We start from the raw sequence: 19,255 nt of genomic DNA on the forward strand, positions 1-19,255 counted from the left end.
CAAAGGGTTTACCAGCCATGGTTTCCATCCGTCCCGACGAGATCAGCGCGATTCTCAAACAGCAGATTGAGGACTACGACAAGTCTGTTTCTGTCAGCAACGTTGGTTCTGTCCTGCAGGTGGGTGATGGCATCGCCCGCGTTTACGGCCTCCAAGAGGTGATGGCCGGCGAACTCGTTGAATTTGAAGACGGCACTGAAGGCATTGCCCTCAATCTTGAGGATGACAATGTCGGCGCCGTGCTGATGGGTGAAGGCCTCGGCATTCAGGAGGGCAGCACCGTTCGTGCAACCGGCAAGATCGCGTCGGTTCCTGTCGGCGATGCTCTGCTGGGTCGTGTCGTGAATTCCCTTGGAGTTCCTCTCGACGGCAAAGGTGATCTCGCAACGACTGAGACTCGTCTGATTGAGTCTCCCGCTCCGGGCATCATTCAGCGCAAGTCGGTGCATGAGCCCATGCAGACCGGCATCACCGCCATCGACGCGATGATTCCCATCGGTCGAGGCCAGCGTGAGCTGATCATTGGTGACCGCCAGACCGGCAAGTCTGCTATCGCGATCGACACCATCCTGAATCAGGCCGATCAGGACGTGATCTGTGTGTATGTCGCCATTGGTCAGAAAGCTGCAAACGTCGCCCAGGTGACGGAGGTTCTGCGAGAGCGCGGCGCACTGGATTACACGGTGATCGTTGCTGCAAACGCCTCCGATCCTGCTGCACTGCAATATCTCGCTCCATACACGGGTGCTTCGATCGCCGAAGCCTTCATGTACAAGGGCAAGGCCACCCTGGTCATCTACGACGACCTCTCCAAGCAAGCTCAGGCTTACCGCCAGATGTCGTTGCTGCTCCGTCGTCCGCCCGGACGTGAGGCCTACCCCGGCGACGTGTTCTATTGCCACAGCCGTTTGCTCGAGCGAGCTGCCAAGCTCTCCGATGCCATGGGCAAGGGTTCCATGACGGCTCTGCCGATTATTGAGACCCAGGCTGGTGACGTTTCCGCCTACATCCCCACCAATGTGATTTCGATCACCGATGGTCAGGTGTTCCTCAGTTCCGATTTGTTCAACTCGGGTCTGCGTCCTGCCATCAACGTGGGTATTTCAGTGAGCCGAGTTGGTGGTGCTGCCCAGACCAAGGCCATCAAGAAAATTGCTGGCACACTCAAGCTCGAGCTCGCTCAGTTCGATGAGCTGGCTGCGTTCTCGCAGTTCGCTTCCGATCTTGATGCAGCAACGCAGAAACAGCTCGGACGCGGCAAGCGTCTTCGTGAGCTTCTCAAGCAGCCTCAGTTCAGTCCACTGATCCTGGCTGAGCAGGTCGCCATTGTTTATGCAGGCGTTAAGGGCCTAATTGATGATGTCCCCGAGGATCAGGTGGTTCAGTTCTCCCGGGAGCTACGCGAGTACCTGAAGAGCAACAAGCCTGAGTTCATCAAGAAGGTTCAGGACGAGAAGGTGCTCAGCCCTGAGGCGGAAACCATTCTCAAGGAGGCTATTTCCGAAGTCACCTCCACCATGTTGGCTTCCGCCAACTGAGGCCCTGAGACATGGCAAATCTGAAGGAGATCCGAGATCGGATCAAATCTGTTAAGAACACCCGCAAGATCACTGAGGCCATGCGTCTCGTGGCTGCGGCCAAGGTTCGGCGTGCTCAGGAGCAGGTCCTGCGCAGTCGCCCCTTTGCGGATCGGCTCGCTCGTTTGCTTGAAAACCTCCAGGCACGTATGCGTTTCGAAGATGCCGATGCTCCCCTTCTCGAGCAGCGCAATGTCGAGACCATCACCCTGGTCGCTGTCACCGGCGACCGAGGTCTCTGTGGCGGCTACAACGCCAACATCATCAAACGCACTGAGACGCGTTTTGCTGAGCTTCAGGGCAAGGGCTACAAGGTTGATCTGGTGTTGATCGGTCGTAAAGCCATCAGCTATTTCACGAATCGGAGCTACCCCATTCAGGCCACCTTCACTGGTCTTGAGCAGGTCCCGACAGCTGATGAAGCAGGATCGATCGCCAATGAGGTGTTCGCTGAGTTCCTCTCCGAGAGCACCGATCGTGTTGAGATCATCTACACCAAGTTCATCAACCTGGTTAGCTGTAATCCTGTTGTTCAGACTCTGCTCCCCCTTGATCCTCAGGGGATTGCTGAGGCTGATGACGAGATTTTCCGTCTCACGACCAAAGACGGAGAGCTCCGGGTTGAATCGGGTGCAGGGCCGGCTAATACCCAGCCCCAGCTGCCTTCGGACATTGTGTTTGAGCAGAGCCCTGACCAATTGCTCAATGCCCTTCTGCCCCTTTACCTGCAGAACCAGTTGCTGAGATCTCTTCAGGAGGCTGCAGCCTCTGAGCTTGCAAGCCGAATGATGGCGATGAACAATGCCAGCGATAACGCCAAGGCTCTCGCCAAGACGCTCACCCTTGATTACAACAAGGCGCGTCAGGCGGCGATTACGCAGGAAATTCTTGAGGTTGTGGGTGGCGCCGCTGCAATGGCTTGATCCGCTTGCGGATTGATGCCTCATTTTTTCGATCGTTCAGCCGGCCATGAGGCCGGCTTTTTTTTGCCAGCGCTGATGCAAGGACGCTGAGGTGGATTCAGGCGGCCTCTACGCTGAGCAGAAGCCATCGTTGGGAGTGTTCCAAGAAAGATGAGCGACACCACATCTGCTGTTTATGCCATCACCCTTGAGCTTGATGGCCAGCGTCACCATTTTCAGTGCCGTGACAACCAGACCGTGTTGTCCGCTGCTGAAGAGGCCGAAGTGCCCGTGCCCAGTTCCTGTTGCGCGGGAGTCTGCACCACCTGTGCTGCACGCATCCAAGAGGGTGAGGTTCACCAGCCTGATGCGATGGGGGTCAAGGAGGATCTGCGCAATGAGGGCTTCGCTCTTCTCTGTGTTTCCTTCCCTCGTAGTGACCTCATGGCGGTGGCTGGCCAGGAGGATGCCCTGTATCAGGCTCAGTTCGGTCAGTATCAGAGCTGATTCTTCAACAGGGTTCTGTTCATCTATCAGCAGGGATGTTTTCAAGCCTCGGCGTGCGGCAGTTCCATGAAGCTGTCGTAATCCATGTCGCGCAGCTCTTTGCCGCTGCTGGAATGCAGATTCTCAAGTGCCTCTCTCACATCTGTTTGAGGAAAGAGTGTTTGTCGGTGTTGCTGGCTTGCTCGAATGCACCGGTCAACCCGAGCACTGAGGCCTGAAACTTGCGCAGTGGATCGGTTGCGAGGATCACAGCGATGGCACCTGATTTGTTTTCGGTCTTTGCCTTTTGGTCATGAAGCTCAGTTTCAGGAGGTTGTCGCTGATCAGTCCCGAGTTGTGCGCTATCGACGATCTTCGCGCCTGGGTTCTCGAGCAGCTTCAACGGGAGGGTGAGCCGTTGCGCTGGGCGATCACCTCCATCCAACACTCCGCTGAAACATCCCAGGTTGCGCTTGAGGTCGAAGCCGTGTTGATCAACCCATGACGGTCTTCGCTGCGCCGTTGCCCACGCTGATGGTTGTGCCGACGGGTATCGGCTGTGAGATCGGTGGGTTCGCTGGCGATGCCCTGCCAAGTGCCCGCCTGTTGGCGGCAGCCAGCGGTTGCCTGATCACCCATCCCAATGTGATCAATGGAGCCTCGTTGTACTGGCGTGATCCACGCATTCACTATGTGGAGGGTTACAGCCTCGATCGTTTTGCCTCAGCTGCCTGGGGACTGCGCCCGAGGCGCAGTCAGCGCATCGGCCTGTTGCTGGATGCCGGCATCGAATCGGACCTGCTGCTGCGACATCGTCAGGTCGCGGAGGGCTGCAGGGCCAGTCTTGGCCTTGATATCAACGCGGTAGTCCTCACTGATGAGCCTCTGGGTGTGCATCTGGCTGCCGGTGACAGCGGCACAAGCTGGGGGACTTTGGATCGACCCGATACGCTCCTGAGAGCGGCAGAGCGCCTTAAGGCGGCAGGTTCCACCGCCATTGCAGTGGTGGCTCGATTCCCCGACGATCTGGACACTGAGACTTTGGCGGCCTATCGCCACGGCACGGGTGTCGATGCTTTCGCCGGCGCTGAAGCGGTGATCAGTCATCTGCTGGTTCGGCATCTGCAGATTCCCTGCGCTCACGCGCCAGCGTTGGAGGCCCTGCCCCTCGACGTTGACCTTGATCCCCGTGCTGCAGGGGAGGAACTCGGCTACACCTTTCTTGCCTGTGTGTTGGTGGGTCTGAGCAGGGCGCCTGATCTGCTGGATCTGTCCTCAGGCTGTTCGATGGCTGGAGATGATCTCGTCGCCGACCAGCTGGGTGTCGTTGTGGTGCCGGATGGTGCGCTTGGAGGGGAGGCTGTGCTTGCCAGCCTGGAACGTGGCGTTCCTGTGATCGCGGTGAACAATCCAGGCGTGCTGTCGGTCAGTGCAGAGGCTCTGGGTTGTGGGAATCAGATCCTGAAAGCCAGTTCCTACCCAGAAGCCGCGGGCCTGGTGACCGCCCTGCGCGAGGGCATCGCCACGGCGTCTCTCGTTCGACCTCTGCCTGCCATGCAGGAGCTGAATTGATGGCACTGGGCTTTGCAAATTCCGGAGAGCGTCCCTGTCCATGCGGAAGCGGAGATCCACTGCTTCAGTGCTGTGGACCGCTTCATCGAGGCAGGCTGAAGGCGGAGACCGCCGAACAATTGATGCGATCCCGCTATTCCGCTTACGCGCTCTCGGAGGTGGATTATCTGATCGCCACCCACCCTGATGCCGCCAGTGCAGCTGCTGAGCGAAAGCGAGAACTGCGGGCCAGTTGCCGCCAGACTCGATGGCATGGCCTCAAGGTGCTTGCCTCTGAGGCTGGTTGTTCGGATGATCTTGAGGGAACCGTGCGTTTCGAGGCCGTTTTCAGCGCCGGTGGGCAACGCCACGTGTTGAAGGAACACTCGCTGTTCCGCAGACGAAATGGTGCAGCGACGGGGGAGTGGCTCTACATCCGCTCCCTGGACTGAACGATCAGCGCAGGCAGGCCATCGGGTGGCGCGGTGGAACCCCCAGCGCTTTGGCGACTCCTGGATGGCAGACCGCTCCCTTGACAGTGTTCAGACCCGAGAGCAGTTCTGGACGCTCGGTGACGGCCTCCTCGAGGCCTCGGCCTGCGATGCCGAGGATGTAAGGCAGGGTCACGCTGACCAGAGCTTCGGTGGAGGTGAAGGGCACGGCCCCGGGCATGTTGCCAACGGCATAGTGCTGCACGCCGTGGATGAACACCGTTGGATCCGTGTGCGTGGTTTCACGGCTCGTGGCCACACACCCTCCCTGGTCAACAGCGACGTCGACGATTGCTGATCCTGGCGTCATCTGCTTGACCATCTCCTCATCCACCAGAGTTGGTGCCCGGCCGCCAGGGGTCAGCACTGCACCGATCAGCAGATCCGCGGTTGGTACCAAACGCTCCAGTAGTCCACGACTGCTGACCATGCTGATCAGCCGCCCACGGCGGTCGGCCTCAAGGCTGCGTAACCGCTCGGGGGAGCGATCCAGAAGCAGCACCTCGGCATCCATCGCTGCAGCGAGTCGTGCCGCATTCCAACCCACTGTGCCGGCTCCCAGCACCACAACGCGGGCCGGGCGCACGCCGGTGCAACCACCCATCAAGACGCCGCGGCCGCCATTGGGCCGTTCCAGAAGCCTTGCTCCCACCTGCGCAGCGAGTCGTCCTGCGATTTCGCTCATCGGGGCCAGTAGCGGAAGGCTTCCGTTCTCCAACTGCACCGTTTCGTAGGCCACACCTGTGGTGCCGGCATCCAGAAGGGCCTCTCCCACCTGGCTGTAAGCCGCCAGATGCAGGTATGTGAACAGCACCATGTCGTCCCGCAGAAGACTGAACTCCTCCGGCTGCGGCTCCTTCACTTTCACCACCAAGTGAGCCGCCCAGGCTTCCTCCCGGTTCACAAGCCTGGCTCCTGCCGCTGCAAAAGCGTCGTCACTAATGCCTGCCCCGGCCCCGGCTCCGTTCTGAATCCGCACCTCAAGGCCGTGGGTTACCAGTTCGCGGACCGCATCCGGGGTGAGCGCCACACGCTGTTCATCGGCCTTGATCTCAGTGGGTACCCCGATACTGGCCATCGGGGCCGTCAGAACGGAATGGGCCATGGAGGACGGAGTCGTCTCTTCAATGTAGCTCAGACGGCGGCGATCGGCAGCCGCCAGCCACTGCCGAAGGCCTGGGCACTCACCTTCAGCAACGGTGCTGCCTGTCTGCGCTTGAATTCAGCCCTTCTGAACAGGCTCTCGATCCGTTGCACCTCTTCAGGATCGTGGCCAGCAGTTATCAGCTGCTGTCCGCTAAGGCGGTGTTCGATCATGTCGATCAGCAAGGGGTCAAGACGGTCGTAGTCGGGGAGTGAGTCACTGTCTTTCTGGTCTGGGCGCAGTTCGGCACTGGGAGGTTTCTCGAGGATTGCGCTGCCGATCAGCGCTCCCTCGGCCGGCAGGGATAGGTCCTTGCGGCAGAGGCTTGCCTCGCTGCTGTCGATCCATTGGCACAACGCAAACACGGTTGATTTGTACAGATCACCGATCACGGCCAGGCCGCCGTTCATATCGCCATAGAGGGTGCAGTAGCCCACTGCGAGCTCCGATTTGTTCCCGGTGGTGAGCAGTAGCTGTCCCTGCTGATTGGCCATGGCCATCAGCAGAGTGCCGCGGATGCGCGACTGCAGATTTTCGGCTGTCACCCCTGAGGGAACGCTCTCCAGGGCTGGGGTCAATGTCGTCTGGAAACCATCCATCAGGGTTTCGATCGGAACGATGGTGTGGGTGATTCCCAGTCGATCCGCAAGGTTGAGGGCATCTGCGAGTGAAGCTTCTGAACTCCACGGAGATGGCATCAGCAGAGTTTGCACCTGATCGGACCCGAGGGCCGCGGCAGCGATCACCGCCACCAGCGCTGAGTCGATGCCTCCACTCAGGCCGAGCAGGACGTTCTGGAAGCCACATTTGCCGGCATAGTCCTTCACTCCAGTCACCAGAGTGCGGAACAGCGCTTCCATCTCCTGCTGTTCAGCCTGGATTCGCTGCGTCACGGTTGATTGATTGGCTGCAGATGGTGCCCTGTCTGCGGCATTCCAGATCTGTATCGCTTCTCGGCAGTCCGGAAGCTGCAAAAGCGGCGTCTCGCAGTTGCTGCCCATCACGAAGCTGGCTCCGTCGAACACCAGTTCGTCATTACCTCCCACCTGATTGACGTAAACCACTGGGCAGCCAAGGCGCTGCGCCGCACGTGCGGCCAACTGACGCCGCAGGGCAGCCTTTCGGCGGCCAAAGGGTGAGGCTGAGCAGTTGATGAGTGCATCGATCCGCGCGGGGATCAGATCGGCCACAGGGTCTGGTCCCACGAGGCGACGGCCATGTAGTTCTTGGTCGACCCACAGGTCTTCGCAGATGGTGATCCCCAGTCGCCAGTTGCGGTCTCCGTTATGGAGTGTGATCTGTCCAGCTCCACGGCTTGGCCTGAAATAACGCGTTTCGTCGAAGACGTCGTAACTGGGCAGAAGTTGCTTGCGGGCCACCACCTGATCACCGCCGACTTGCACGAGGGTGATGGCGTTGTACAGCGCAGGATGTAAGGCATCGTCTGCTGGATCAGCGACTCCCACCAGAAGCGCGATGTCCGACTGACGGGCGGCCAGGCCACTGCGGAGCGTGTCGAGGGCCTCCCGTTGCCGTTGCAGGTGCGTGGGGCTGAAGAGAAGATCCCTTGGTGGATACCCCCAGAGCGAGAGCTCGGGCGTGACCAGCAGGTCCGGTTGGCGGCCCGTGGTCTCGATCAGGCTGTCGAGGCCTTGCAGAATGCGGGTGGCATTGCCCAGCAGGTCGCCCACAACAGGATTGATCTGGGCCAGGGCAACGCGCATCGGCACTCAAGGTTTGGTGGCATTGAATCCATAAAGATTGTGCTTCAGCAGCAGCGGCCAGAGGCATTCCGGCACCTGATGTCGTTTCTGCTTTTGTTTCACCTGTGAACTGGCAGCCGCGGGAATGACCAGAGGCACCACTCGCGCAGAGGCACCCATCTGGCGAAGGGTCTCCAAAGTGCACGGTTCCAGGGGCCATCCCTCACGGGGCACGATGCCGAGATTGCATTGCTGCAACATGCGCTGAGACTCTTTCCATGCTGGGATCTGTTGAGCGAGATCGCTTCCCACGACAAAACAGAGGCGGTGGTCAGGCCAACGTTCGCTGGCTCGTTTCAGTGTTGTGACGGCAAAGGGGCTGCTCAGCTCCTGGGCTAGTTGAAGCCGGGGGCTGGCGATCGACTCAACTAGGGTTTTCAGCAGGTCATAACGCTGACCAAGATCGGCGTCATGGCGTTTCATCGGGTTGTCACTGGCCCATGTGGCGACTCGGTCAAACTGGGTTAACAGTCCTTCCAGCAGCGCCTGATGGCCCACGGTCGGAGGGTCGGCACTGGTTCCGAGCAGTGCAATCTCAGCTCTGGCCGTTGTCGCCATGGTCAGGGCAACAGCGAGGGCAGCGGTGGACGTGTCTGCTGCTGGGGCCACTCCTGCATCAGCTCGACGATGCCTTGATCCGACTGTGCAAGCCGCCGCATCAGAGTGGCTGGCCCTGGCTGAAGTCGGCGCCCTCGGCCCCGTTCCTCCAGTAGCCAGCGTGCCGTCATCCGACCGGTGCGTCGTGTCGTGTGCACGGCCAGTGCCGCCTGGGCCAGTGCCACGGGTGCGGCAGGGGCCAGTGTCAGGCCAGCACTGAAGGGTGCGGCCAGCAGCAACAGCTGGCGCAACGCGCCCAAGACGACCTGGAGCCCCAGCTGTGCTCCCCCCAGCAGAGCGTTCTGTCCACTCAGTTGGCGGATCAATTTGCGGGCCGCTGGTCCGCCAAGAGGAAGGCCATACAGAGAGCAAAGCTGGCGGACAAGGGCCGCATCACAGGCGAATCCCCCAGCCAGATCCAAAAGCAGCAGCGGGTTGGCAGCAACGCCGGTGGCCTTGAGCGCGGCGTAGCGCCCGATCAGTCCCTGGGCTTCCCTCCGGCGTCGCTGCAATCTGCCTGTCTCCAACTGTTGCTGAATGCGTGTGGCCTGCTTCAGGCTGTTGAGCAACAGCAGGCTCTGACCGTGTTGTTCCAGCAGACGGCTGAGACCGCTCGCCAGTGCGTCCACGTCGGCCGGTTGCTCACGGCTGCGGATGCGGCCATCGCTCAGTTGAACAGCCCGGCGCGGTGCGGCGGACACCGCCAGTGGAGTCGGCAGTCCTGCTGGAAGTCGGCTGTGGATGCTGCGCAGCAGATCCGGCAGTTGATCCTCTGGCCAGCAATCGCTGCGGTTCAGCACCGTCAACACCGGCTTGCCCATGGTCTGGAGCGTATCCAGGGCCTCAAGTTCCACACGTGTGATGTCGCCGTCCAGTACGAGAAGCACCAGATCGGCATGCAGCGCTACCCTGGCCGCCAGTCGGGCCCGAGCCGGACCATCCACTTCGTCGATGCCAGGGGTGTCGACCAGTTCGACTTTCAGCAGGCCTGGAACAGTTCTTGGCCAAGCCACGGCCTGTTGCTGACGCGTGCAGCCGTGGGCCACATCCGTGGCCATCAGCTGCTGACCGACCAGGGCATTCACCAAGCTGGACTTGCCGACGCCCACTCGGCCGAAGACCGAGATCCGAAGCCTGCTTTGATCCAGGCGTTCAAGCTGGCGATCCAGAAGCTGGAGCGCGCCGGCCAGAAGACCCTGTTCGCGCCGATTCAGTTCAAGCTTGTCTCTCCAACCCTGCAGCAGATCTCTGCAGCGATCCTCCATGGCCCTCATGGCGCTACCTCGCCTGAGGTCTTTCTCCACCAGCCGGCCAGAACGGCCAGTACGGCCTCCGGGCCAATCACGCCAACGAAGCCACCGAATTCATCCACCACGACACGTACACCGCTGTTGTCGCGATGGAAGCCGGTCAGCAGGCGGTCGGCTCGGATCATTTCGGGAACGAACTCAGCCGGCTCACTGAGATCGGCTGGCGTGAGATGTCCCTTGTTGCGCACCAAGGCGCTCAGCAAACGGTCACGGTTGGCGACGCCGAGAACCTTGTCAACCGCGTCGCCCAGGACCACCCACCACTGCGCTTCGTTTTCAAGCAGTTCAACACGCAACTTCTCGATGTTGCAGGCGCCATCCAGTGTTGGAGCTGCCACTCGCGGTGTCATCAGATCACGCGCAGTGAGGTCGTTGAGCAGGAAGACCTTGGAGATCATTGCGGCTTCATCGGCCTCGATCTGCCCTTTCTGAGATCCGAGTTTTGCCAGCAGCCGGATCTCTTCCTCATCCGTGCTGATCTCACTCTCTTCGGTAATCGCCGGAAGCAGTCGCTCCAGCAGTAGCACCAGAGGTCGCATGATCACGCCCAGCCAATGCAGAACCGGAGCGCTTGCCAGGGAGACCGGCAATGCCAGGCGGCTTCCGATCGCTTTGGGCAGGATCTCCCCAAGCAGGATCACCAGAACCGTGAGGCTGACCGAGAACAGAGCCAGAGCTCCATTGCCCGCCTCCATCTTTTCCGTGAACACCCAGGAGGCGTAGCCACCGAGCATCAGGCTTCCGAAGATGTTGAAGCCGTTGTTGGTGATTGCCAGCACCGACAGAGTCCGACCCAGACGCAGCCTCAGCTGGGCCAGCCTGCGTGCTCCGGCTACCGGTTTCGGCCGGGCCGCAAGTTCATGCACGCGCACCGGATTCACGGTGAGCAGCGCTGCTTCCACTCCGGAGCAGAGGGCGGATCCGGTCAGCACCACCACTACCAACAAGAGAAGGATCAGCAGGTCGGAGGTCATGCTCGGGCGCTTTGACTGCCATCCTGACGTTTCTCCGGTGCCCTGTCTCTGTCGTGGCTGATCTCGCCCCTGTTGTTGATGCTCAGCTGTTCGCGGATCGGCGTGAGCGGTTCCTGGCTGAACTGGGCGGGGTCGCCGCGGTGATCCCTGGCGCGACGCTGGTCACACACCATGCGGATACGGAGTGGCCGTTCCGCCAGAACAGCGATTTCTGGTATCTGACAGGGTTTGATGAGCCCGATTGCGTGGCCTTGTTCCTGCCACATCGCCCTGAGGGTGAGCGGTTTGTGCTCTTCGTGAATCCCCGCGAGCCGGCTGCTGAGGTCTGGACCGGTCGGCGCTGGGGTTGTGAGGGTGCGGTGGAGCGCTTCGGAGCTGATCTCTCCCATCCGCGCGTGGAGCTCGATGCCCTGCTTCCTCAGTACCTCGATGGTGCGGAAGGCATCGCCTTTCGTGTTGGTAGTCATCCATCGATCGAACCTCTGGTGTTGCGTTCGTGGAGTGCGCAGCTCGATCGGGTTTCACGCACCGGCAGTGCCGCGCAGGCTCTGGTGGCGCCCTGCCCGCTGCTGCATCGGATGCGCTTGCGCAAGCAACCCGCTGAGCTGGAACGGCTCCGTGAGGCGTGCAGGATCTCCGCCTCCGCCCATGAGCTGGCCAGGGCTGCCGTGCGTCCCGGAATGACCGAGCGGAAGATTCAGGCTCTGATCGAACAGCATTTCCTCGAGCTGGGAGCCCGTGGAGCCGCCTACGGCTCGATCGTTGCCGGCGGTGACAACGCCTGCGTGCTGCACTACATCGACAACAGTGCAGTCCTACAGGACGGGGATCTCCTGCTCATTGACGCCGGCTGCTCCCTCCGCGACTACTACAACGGCGACATCACAAGGACATTTCCGGTCAGCGGCCGTTTCAGTGGAGAGCAGCGGGAGCTTTATTCCCTGGTGCTTGAGGCACAGGAAGCAGCGATTGCCAGGGTCAAACCCGGTCACACCGCCGAGGACGTGCATGACGCGGCTGTGCATGTTCTGGTGCAGGGTCTTGTGGATCTGGGACTGTTGGTGGGAGAGGTGGATGGCTTGATCGAGCAGGGAAGCTACCGGCATCTGTACATGCATCGAACTGGCCACTGGCTTGGGCTGGATGTTCACGACGTCGGTGCCTATCGGCTCGGCGAGCATCATGTGCAGCTGGAACCAGGCATCGTCCTAACGGTGGAGCCTGGTCTCTACATCAGTGACCGTCTTGCGGTTCCCGAAGGACAGCCTGTGATTGACGAGCGCTGGAAGGGGATCGGTATCCGCATTGAGGACGATGTCGCGGTCAGGGACCTTGAGGACGTCTCCTGTGGTCATGAAGTACTCACTGCCGGAGCTCTCAAGGCTGTTGCAGACATGGAGCGCTAAGGGTCGGACTGCGTCAGCGAATGGACGCTGAGTGCCCCTGGTTGTCAGCTCCTTTGCTGCCCTTCGACCATTGGATCGCTGCTTCAGTACTGGGCAGGATCAGATCCGCACCGGCGGACATCAGCTGCTGCTCATAAGCGCTTCGTTCCTGACTTCCGGGCAGAAGATGTGGTGGTGACACTGCGAGACTGATCCACTGCCGATCCGGTCGTTGGGTTCTGGCGTTGAGAACAGTCTGAACATCAGCAACCGTGTCACCCAGGTAGGCGACAACGCCTCCACTGCGATGGGGTAAAAGTCTGTCGCTGAGTTGCACAAGACCTGTGGGGTCAGGTTTGTCAGGGGCATCGCCCATGGCGATCAGGGGGGGATTGACCAGTTGCAGACGCTGCTGCAGCACGAAGCGTGCCGAAGGAGGTTCCGCGCCACTCACGAATCCCCAACCCCAGCCGTTCTGATCCAGCGCGGTAAAGAAGTCGCGTTGCACTCGTAAGGGTTCATCGCTGATGTACCCCGTCCATGCGCCTGGATCGCCATCGGGATCGCCGCCAAAATAGAAATTGCTAAAGACATCGATCAGGTCATGTCTGGCTGGCAGTGATGTGCCGTGCCTGCGCAGCAGCTCGAGGCTTGCATCCCAATCGTTGTTCCAGCGTCCCTCGCCCTTGAGAGCATCGATGCAGGCCGGAGCGGGCAGCCAACCGCTGTAATGCTCAACGGTTGCCTGGAGGGCTCTGCGATAACTGCCAGATACATCACGGATCACTCCGTCGATATCGAACAGCAGAAGCTGGCTGGTGGATGCGTGCCGGTCCAGGGGGATGGGTTTTGGCGGCTGGTAGGTTAGTTCTTTGTCCTTGATTCTTGAGCGCTGACACCATGACGGTTTCCGAAGGCGCTGCCGTCGACCAAGAGGTCGCTACCGAGGCAGCAGCAGCTGATCAGGCTCCTAAGAGCACGGAGACTCCTAAGAGCGCAGAGGCCGATCAGCAGCAGGAGCCAAAGGAAGGTCGTCCAGTGATGCGTGGCGGCAGTGCTGCATTGGCATCAGCCACGATCGATGCTGATGGTGTGCCATCGGGATACACCCCGAAGGCTGATGAGGGACGCTTCCTGCTGAAGATTCTCTGGTTGCCCGACAACGTGGCGCTTGCCGTTGATCAAATTGTTGGTGGCGGGCCCAGTCCTTTGACGGCTTATTTCTTCTGGCCTCGTGAAGACGCCTGGGAGACTCTCAAAAGTGAGCTCGAAGGCAAGTCTTGGATCACGGATAACGAACGTGTTGAGGTGTTGAACAAAGCCACTGAAGTGATCAATTACTGGCAGGAAGAGGGCAAGGGCAAGAGTCTGGACGATGCCAAGCTTAAGTTCCCCGATGTGACCTTCTGTGGTACCGCTTGATTCAGCTCAATCAGCATTGTGTTGATTTCAGCAGGCAATCAATTGCCTGCTTTTTTATGTCGAGAAATCGTTTTAGGGCAATTTTTATACAGTTTTTGCCTCAATGACTGGATGATTTGGAACGCCTGCTCGGCGCCGATTTGAATTGATTGTGTACAACGATGCTTTGCTCTTGTTGCCTCTAGCCTGGAATAGTGTGTTGCTTCAGGGTGGGTCTTCGATGAGTGGGTTTTGATGCTGCCACTCATCAGAATGATTGCTTGATTCTTTGATGGTGATATTGATCACCAATTACGTCGAATTTGGCCGTCAGGTCTCCGCAATAGTCTGTTACACTCTCACGGAATATTTTTAATGGGTTGATTTCTTTCTCTCCTTTGCTCGCGCTTGGGTTGTCCTCTGCAACGTTCGCGGTGACATCCAGTGTGGATATTTTGAATGGACTCGCTCAATTCAAAATTCAGGAAATTGAAAAGTCAGCCCTTCATGTCAAGAGTGGGAAAAATGTTTTTCAGGCTCTTTCGCCACTGCTGAACAAGCGATCCATGGCCGCTTTGTTTGAGGAGCATTGTTTGCATGAGTCTGCCGCAGTCGAGGCCGCTTCTGCCCCGCTGTCTGAATCTGCTTGGGCTGCTGAAAGCTTTGAAGCGGCGCCCGATTCTGTTGCTCAAGTCTGTTCGTTTGCATCCTTCGCCGACTACCTGAATGAGTTGTCGCTGAAGGCCTATTCTCTGCCCGCTTCAGGTGTTTTCACTTCGGGCTTCGGGCCGCGCTGGTCGCGGCATCATTCAGGTATCGATATCGCTAATCACGTTGGAACATCCATTTTTGCTTCACGGCGTGGAGAGGTTGTTTTCGTGGATTATCTCGGTGCTTATGGGCTGATGGTTGAAATTAAGCACCCCGATGGCTACAGGACGCGTTATGCGCATTGCAATGAAGCTCTTGTTCGAGTCGGTGAGACTGTTAGTCGGGGTGATTTGATTGCAAAGATGGGAAACACAGGCCGCAGTACAGGGCCCCATCTTCATTTTGAGATCAGATCGCCTGAAAATATCGCGCTTAATCCAGCATCCTTCCTGGAAGGAATCCTGATTAATCAGAAGTTGTAAGCCTTTTGCTGGTTGCTGGTGAATCTCAAAGTTGAACAGCATTGATTTGCAAGATCAAACATTTGATCTCGTAAATCATCCTCTGCCTTGAGAGTGATCCCTCACGGCAAGGCATAGATCATCAACTCTGATTGATTGCTGCCTGGGCGCGGGCTCTTGCGCGGTTCAGGCTCTGTTGGGCCTTTACTTTTTCAGGCGAGGTTGGCTGGCCTTCCAATTTGCTGACTGCGCTACGTGCAGCCTGCAGTTCGCTTTCAGCAGAACCGCCATCAATCGAGCTTCCCAGTTCAGCGGAGTTCACCAACACAGTGACATCATCCGCTTCCACTTCCGCAAACCCACCCATCAAGGCGATGGATTTCCAACCGCCGTCCTGACGGACACGCAAAACGCCCACATCAAGCGCTGCCAGGAGTGAAACGTGGCCGGGAAGAATGCCCAGCTGCCCAGTGGTGCTGGGGAGAATGACCTCATCAGCAGAGCCATCGAACACGCTCTGGTCTGGTGCCAGCACGCGGAGGGTGAGGGACATGGATATGGAGTGTTTGGGTTAAAAGCTTGGGCTCAAAATGAAAGGCATCTGGGGCATGAATCTCATGCCCCAGATGCCATCACTTGGCTTCTTCGGCCATCTTTGCAGCCTTGGCCTTGACTTCGTCGATGTTGCCAACGAGGTAGAAAGCCTGTTCAGGAAGGTGATCCAGTTCACCAGCAAGAATCTGGTTGAAACCACTGATGGTTTCCTCGAGCTTCACGTACTTGCCGGACATGCCGGTGAAGATCTCAGCCACAAAGAATGGCTGGGAGAGGAATTTCTCGATCTTGCGAGCACGGTCAACGGTGCGGCGATCGTCCTCGGAGAGTTCGTCGAGACCGAGAATCGCGATGATGTCCTGGAGCTCCTTGTAGCGCTGAAGCGTGGACTGCACGCTGCGAGCTGTGCGGTAATGCTCGTCGCCCACAACAGCGGGCTGAAGCATGGTGCTGGTGGAGTCGAGCGGGTCCACAGCGGGATAGATGCCCTTGGACGCGAGGCCACGGTTCAGCACCGTGGTGGCGTCTAGGTGAGCGAAGGTGGTCGCGGGAGCTGGGTCAGTCAGGTCATCCGCAGGGACGTAAACCGCCTGGATCGAGGTGATGGATCCTTCCAGAGTGGAGGTGATTCGCTCCTGAAGTTCGCCCACGTCGGTGCCGAGCGTTGGCTGGTATCCAACAGCGGAAGGCATGCGTCCGAGCAGTGCGGACACCTCTGAACCGGCCTGAACAAAACGGAAGATGTTGTCAATGAACAGCAGCACGTCCTGCTTGTTCACGTCACGGAAATGCTCGGCCATCGTCAGGGCTGAGAGGCCCACACGCATGCGAGCACCGGGAGGCTCGTTCATCTGCCCGTAGCAGAGCGCCACCTTTGACTTGGAGAGGTCATCGGCGTTGATCACACCTGAATCCTTGAATTCCTCGTAAAGGTCGTTGCCCTCACGGGTGCGCTCACCCACACCGCCGAACACGGAAACACCACCGTGTTCCTTGGCAATGTTGTTAATCAGTTCCTGGATCAGCACGGTTTTGCCGACACCGGCACCACCGAAAAGACCCACTTTTCCGCCCTGGCGATAGGGAGCCAGGAGGTCAATCACCTTGATGCCGGTCTCAAAGACCTTGGGCTTCGTTTCCAGTTCCGTCAGTTTGGGAGCTGAGCGGTGGATCGGAGCTGTCGTGTTGGATTTAACCGGCCCCTGTTCATCGACAGGCTCGCCGAGAACATTGAAGATGCGGCCAAGGGTTCCTTCGCCGACGGGCACTGAAATCGGTGCACCGGTATCGAGGGCCTCCATGCCACGGACAAGTCCGTCGGTGGCACTCATGGAAACTGCGCGAACACGGTGATCGCCCAGCAGCTGTTGAACTTCAGCGGTCAGGGCAACCGCCTGCCCGGCGGTATTGGTGCCTTCGATGCGGAGAGCGTTGAGAATTTTGGGCAGCTTGCCGGCGGGAAATTCCACGTCCAGAACCGGGCCAATCACCTGGCGGACAACGCCCTTGGTACCGGCGGAGGCGGGAGCAGCAGCGGCCATAAGTAAGGGGGTGTGAGAGGGAAGCGTCTAGAGCTAACCCTTCCTGAGCGGGGCAACGATACCACCGTCGCGAGAGAGGGGGGCGTGGTTCGGTCACCCGCACGCTTGTCCCGTGGCCGAAGTGCAGAACCCGGACATAGGTTGGCACTCGTCGACCTTGAGTGCCAGCTCGAGTCGCATCGGCGCTTCGGCGCACTGTCCCTGCTCCTGCAAGAACCCATGGCAGCTGTTTCTCTCAGCGTCTCCACTGTTAAGCCCCTCGGCGATCGCGTTTTCGTCAAGGTTTCAGAATCCGAGGAGAAAACTTCCGGTGGCATCCTGCTCCCCGACACCGCGAAGGAAAAGCCTCAGGTGGGCGAAGTTGTTCAAGTTGGCCCTGGTAAGCGCAACGACGACGGTTCCCGCCAGTCTCCTGAAGTAGGCGTCGGCGACAAGGTCCTCTACAGCAAGTACGCAGGCACCGACATCAAGCTCGGAAGCGATGAGTTCGTGCTCCTGTCCGAGAAGGACATTCTCGCCATCGTCAACTGACTGCCTCCTGACTGCCACGCGTCTGAGACAGGTCGGTAGTCACCAACTATTCCTTTCCATCCATTTCCGCCCCCATGGCCAAGCGCATCATTTACAACGAGAACGCTCGCCGCGCTCTTGAAAAGGGCATTGACATCCTGGCCGAGTCCGTTGCTGTGACTCTCGGCCCCAAAGGTCGCAACGTTGTTCTTGAAAAGAAGTTCGGTGCTCCCCAGATCATCAATGACGGCGTCACCATCGCCAAAGAGATCGAACTCGAAGACCACATCGAGAACACTGGTGTTGCTCTGATTCGTCAGGCTGCATCCAAGACCAATGACGCAGCTGGTGACGGCACCACCACTGCGACCGTTCTTGCCCATGCCATGGTCAAGGCTGGCCTGCGCAATGTTGCTGCGGGTGCCAATGCCATAACCCTGAAAAAGGGCATCGACAAAGCGTCGGATTTTCTGGTCGACAAGATCAAAGAAAACGCCAAGCCGATTGCCGATAGCAATGCCATCGCCCAGGTGGGCACCATTTCCGCTGGTAACGACGAGGAAGTGGGTCGGATGATCGCCGACGCCATGGACAAAGTTGGCAAGGAAGGCGTGATTTCCCTGGAAGAGGGCAAGTCGATGACCACCGAGCTCGAGGTCACCGAGGGAATGCGCTTTGACAAGGGGTACATCTCTCCCTATTTCGCCACCGACACTGAGCGAATGGAAGCCGTCCTGGACGAGCCCTACATTCTGCTCACCGACAAAAAGATCGGCCTCGTGCAGGATCTCGTGCCCGTGCTCGAGCAGATTGCTCGCACTGGCAAGCCTCTGCTGATCATCGCTGAGGACATCGAGAAGGAAGCTCTTGCCACTTTGGTGGTGAACCGTCTGCGCGGTGTCCTGAACGTGGCTGCGGTGAAGGCTCCCGGTTTTGGTGACCGCCGTAAGGCCATGCTGGAAGACATGGCTGTGCTGACCAATGGTCAATTGATCACTGAAGACGCCGGTCTGAAGCTTGAGAACGCCAAGATCGAGATGCTTGGCACTGCGCGTCGCGTGACCATCAACAAGGACACCACCACGATCGTGGCCGAAGGCAACGATGTGGCCGTGAAAGCGCGGTGTGAGCAGATCCGTAAGCAGATGGACGAAACCGAGTCCACCTACGACAAGGAGAAGCTTCAGGAGCGACTTGCCAAGCTCGCCGGTGGTGTTGCTGTGGTGAAGGTGGGTGCTGCCACCGAGACCGAGATGAAGGATAAGAAGCTTCGGCTTGAGGATGCCATCAACGCGACCAAGGCTGCTGTTGAAGAAGGTATCGTTCCTGGAGGTGGCACCACCCTTGCTCACCTGGCTCCCACACTCGAGCAGTGGGCATCGTCCAGCCTGGAGGGAGAGGAGCTGATCGGAGCCAACATTGTGGCTGCAGCTCTGACTGCACCACTGATGCGCATCGCTGAGAACGCTGGTGTCAATGGCGCTGTTGTGGCTGAAAACGTGAAGGCCAAGAACTTCAACGATGGCTACAACGCGGCCAACGGTGACTATGTCGACATGCTTGCTGCCGGCATTGTCGATCCCGCGAAGGTGACGCGTTCCGGTCTGCAGAACGCTGCGTCAATCGCAGGCATGGTGCTGACCACCGAATGCATCGTTGCTGACATGCCCGAGAAAAAAGACGCCGCACCAGCCGGTGGCGGCATGGGCGGTGGCGATTTCGACTACTGAGTCGCAGCTTCTCGATCAAAGCCGCCTCGGCGGCTTGTTAAGCCCCGCTGTTGCGGGGCTTTGTTGTTGTCAGCTAGGGATTGAATTCAGGCGGCCCGTGGCGCTTTTGTCGACGTCTCGGATCTGGACGCCTCCACTCTCCCTGCCCCTCAAAATGTTCGCGGTGAACAGTTTTTGGCGCAGAGGGTCTGAAATGGTATCGACGGTTACGGGAAACACGTGTTTC

Annotated in this window: 19 protein-coding genes; 11 read left to right on the top strand and 8 right to left on the bottom strand. The window is 59.0% G+C overall.

Annotated elements, in window-relative coordinates; translation table 11 throughout:
* The first annotated feature begins 17 nt into the window (after nt 1-17).
* From atpA to SIB42_RS05660, 6 genes are all read left to right on the top strand, one after another.
* Nucleotides 18-1,538: a F0F1 ATP synthase subunit alpha gene (gene atpA / locus SIB42_RS05635; RefSeq protein ID WP_067095805.1), complete on the top strand. Its 1,521-nt coding sequence runs from the start codon at nt 18-20 to the stop codon at nt 1,536-1,538.
* An 11-nt stretch (nt 1,539-1,549) separates the two neighbouring features.
* Entirely contained in the window at nt 1,550-2,500 is a 951-nt protein-coding gene (locus tag SIB42_RS05640; protein ID WP_067095810.1) for a F0F1 ATP synthase subunit gamma, read from the top strand.
* Nucleotides 2,501-2,650: 150 nt separating this feature from the next.
* The gene (locus tag SIB42_RS05645) at nt 2,651-2,986 is read left to right on the top strand and encodes a 2Fe-2S iron-sulfur cluster-binding protein (protein WP_067095813.1); all 336 of its coding nucleotides are present in this window, start codon (nt 2,651-2,653) and stop codon (nt 2,984-2,986) included.
* Nucleotides 2,987-3,278: 292 nt separating this feature from the next.
* Nucleotides 3,279-3,470, top strand: a complete 192-nt coding sequence (locus tag SIB42_RS05650; RefSeq protein ID WP_074160752.1) for a hypothetical protein — start codon at nt 3,279-3,281, stop codon at nt 3,468-3,470.
* Nucleotides 3,467-4,537, top strand: a complete 1,071-nt coding sequence (locus SIB42_RS05655; protein WP_067095819.1) for a DUF3326 domain-containing protein — start codon at nt 3,467-3,469, stop codon at nt 4,535-4,537. The genes SIB42_RS05650 and SIB42_RS05655 overlap by 4 nt, the downstream gene beginning before the upstream one ends.
* Nucleotides 4,537-4,968, top strand: coding sequence for a YchJ family protein (locus SIB42_RS05660; RefSeq protein ID WP_067095822.1), 432 nt, complete (start codon nt 4,537-4,539; stop codon nt 4,966-4,968). Before SIB42_RS05655 ends, SIB42_RS05660 begins: the two co-directional genes overlap by 1 nt.
* A 4-nt stretch (nt 4,969-4,972) precedes the next feature.
* Here SIB42_RS05660 and ald read toward each other — a convergent pair whose 3' ends face one another.
* The 5 genes from ald to SIB42_RS05685 are packed head-to-tail and all read right to left on the bottom strand — an operon-like array spanning nt 4,973 to nt 10,795.
* Nucleotides 4,973-6,112 (bottom strand): alanine dehydrogenase, encoded by a 1,140-nt coding sequence (ald, locus tag SIB42_RS05665; RefSeq protein WP_067095824.1) that lies wholly within the window; start codon nt 6,110-6,112, stop codon nt 4,973-4,975.
* A 29-nt stretch (nt 6,113-6,141) separates the two neighbouring features.
* Nucleotides 6,142-7,875, bottom strand: coding sequence for an NAD+ synthase (locus SIB42_RS05670; RefSeq protein ID WP_067095827.1), 1,734 nt, complete (start codon nt 7,873-7,875; stop codon nt 6,142-6,144).
* 6 nt (nt 7,876-7,881) lie between these two features.
* Nucleotides 7,882-8,472, bottom strand: coding sequence for a nicotinate-nucleotide adenylyltransferase (locus SIB42_RS05675; RefSeq protein ID WP_067096007.1), 591 nt, complete (start codon nt 8,470-8,472; stop codon nt 7,882-7,884).
* 2 nt (nt 8,473-8,474) lie between these two features.
* A complete protein-coding gene (locus tag SIB42_RS05680) occupies nt 8,475-9,785 on the bottom strand; it encodes a GTP-binding protein (RefSeq protein WP_067095830.1) in 1,311 nt (436 codons plus the stop codon).
* Nucleotides 9,782-10,795 carry a CNNM domain-containing protein gene (locus SIB42_RS05685; RefSeq protein WP_067095833.1) on the bottom strand — a complete coding sequence of 338 codons (1,014 nt, stop codon included), beginning with the start codon at nt 10,793-10,795 and terminating at the stop codon, nt 9,782-9,784. The genes SIB42_RS05680 and SIB42_RS05685 overlap by 4 nt, the downstream gene beginning before the upstream one ends.
* A gap of 53 nt (nt 10,796-10,848) precedes the next feature.
* Here SIB42_RS05685 and SIB42_RS05690 point away from each other — a divergent pair, with 53 nt between their 5' ends.
* Nucleotides 10,849-12,201 (top strand): aminopeptidase P N-terminal domain-containing protein, encoded by a 1,353-nt coding sequence (locus SIB42_RS05690; RefSeq protein ID WP_067096010.1) that lies wholly within the window; start codon nt 10,849-10,851, stop codon nt 12,199-12,201.
* A gap of 13 nt (nt 12,202-12,214) precedes the next feature.
* Here SIB42_RS05690 and SIB42_RS05695 read toward each other — a convergent pair whose 3' ends face one another.
* Complete coding sequence (locus SIB42_RS05695; protein ID WP_067095836.1) at nt 12,215-12,967, bottom strand: haloacid dehalogenase; 753 nt, start codon at nt 12,965-12,967, stop codon at nt 12,215-12,217.
* Nucleotides 12,968-13,080: 113 nt separating this feature from the next.
* Between SIB42_RS05695 and SIB42_RS05700 the strand changes: the two genes are divergently transcribed.
* Nucleotides 13,081-13,602, top strand: a complete 522-nt coding sequence (locus SIB42_RS05700) for a 30S ribosomal protein PSRP-3 (protein WP_067095839.1) — start codon at nt 13,081-13,083, stop codon at nt 13,600-13,602.
* 413 nt (nt 13,603-14,015) lie between these two features.
* Nucleotides 14,016-14,714 (top strand): M23 family metallopeptidase, encoded by a 699-nt coding sequence (locus SIB42_RS05705; protein WP_067095842.1) that lies wholly within the window; start codon nt 14,016-14,018, stop codon nt 14,712-14,714.
* A gap of 121 nt (nt 14,715-14,835) precedes the next feature.
* Here SIB42_RS05705 and atpC read toward each other — a convergent pair whose 3' ends face one another.
* Together atpC and atpD are read right to left on the bottom strand one after the other, a co-directional pair.
* On the bottom strand, nt 14,836-15,246 hold the full coding sequence (atpC, locus tag SIB42_RS05710) for an ATP synthase F1 subunit epsilon (RefSeq protein ID WP_067095845.1): 411 nt from the start codon (nt 15,244-15,246) through the stop codon (nt 14,836-14,838).
* 79 nt (nt 15,247-15,325) lie between these two features.
* Entirely contained in the window at nt 15,326-16,789 is a 1,464-nt protein-coding gene (gene atpD, locus SIB42_RS05715) for a F0F1 ATP synthase subunit beta (RefSeq protein ID WP_067095848.1), read from the bottom strand.
* Nucleotides 16,790-17,008: 219 nt separating this feature from the next.
* Here atpD and groES point away from each other — a divergent pair, with 219 nt between their 5' ends.
* Nucleotides 17,009-17,320, top strand: a complete 312-nt coding sequence (gene groES / locus SIB42_RS05720) for a co-chaperone GroES (protein WP_066911278.1) — start codon at nt 17,009-17,011, stop codon at nt 17,318-17,320.
* A gap of 74 nt (nt 17,321-17,394) precedes the next feature.
* A complete protein-coding gene (gene groL / locus SIB42_RS05725; RefSeq protein WP_067095851.1) occupies nt 17,395-19,029 on the top strand; it encodes a chaperonin GroEL in 1,635 nt (544 codons plus the stop codon).
* Nucleotides 19,030-19,255: the final 226 nt, after the last annotated feature.

Origin of the sequence: Synechococcus sp. MIT S9508 (assembly GCF_047303045.1) — a bacterium.
Lineage (GTDB): Bacteria > Cyanobacteriota > Cyanobacteriia > PCC-6307 > Cyanobiaceae > Synechococcus_C.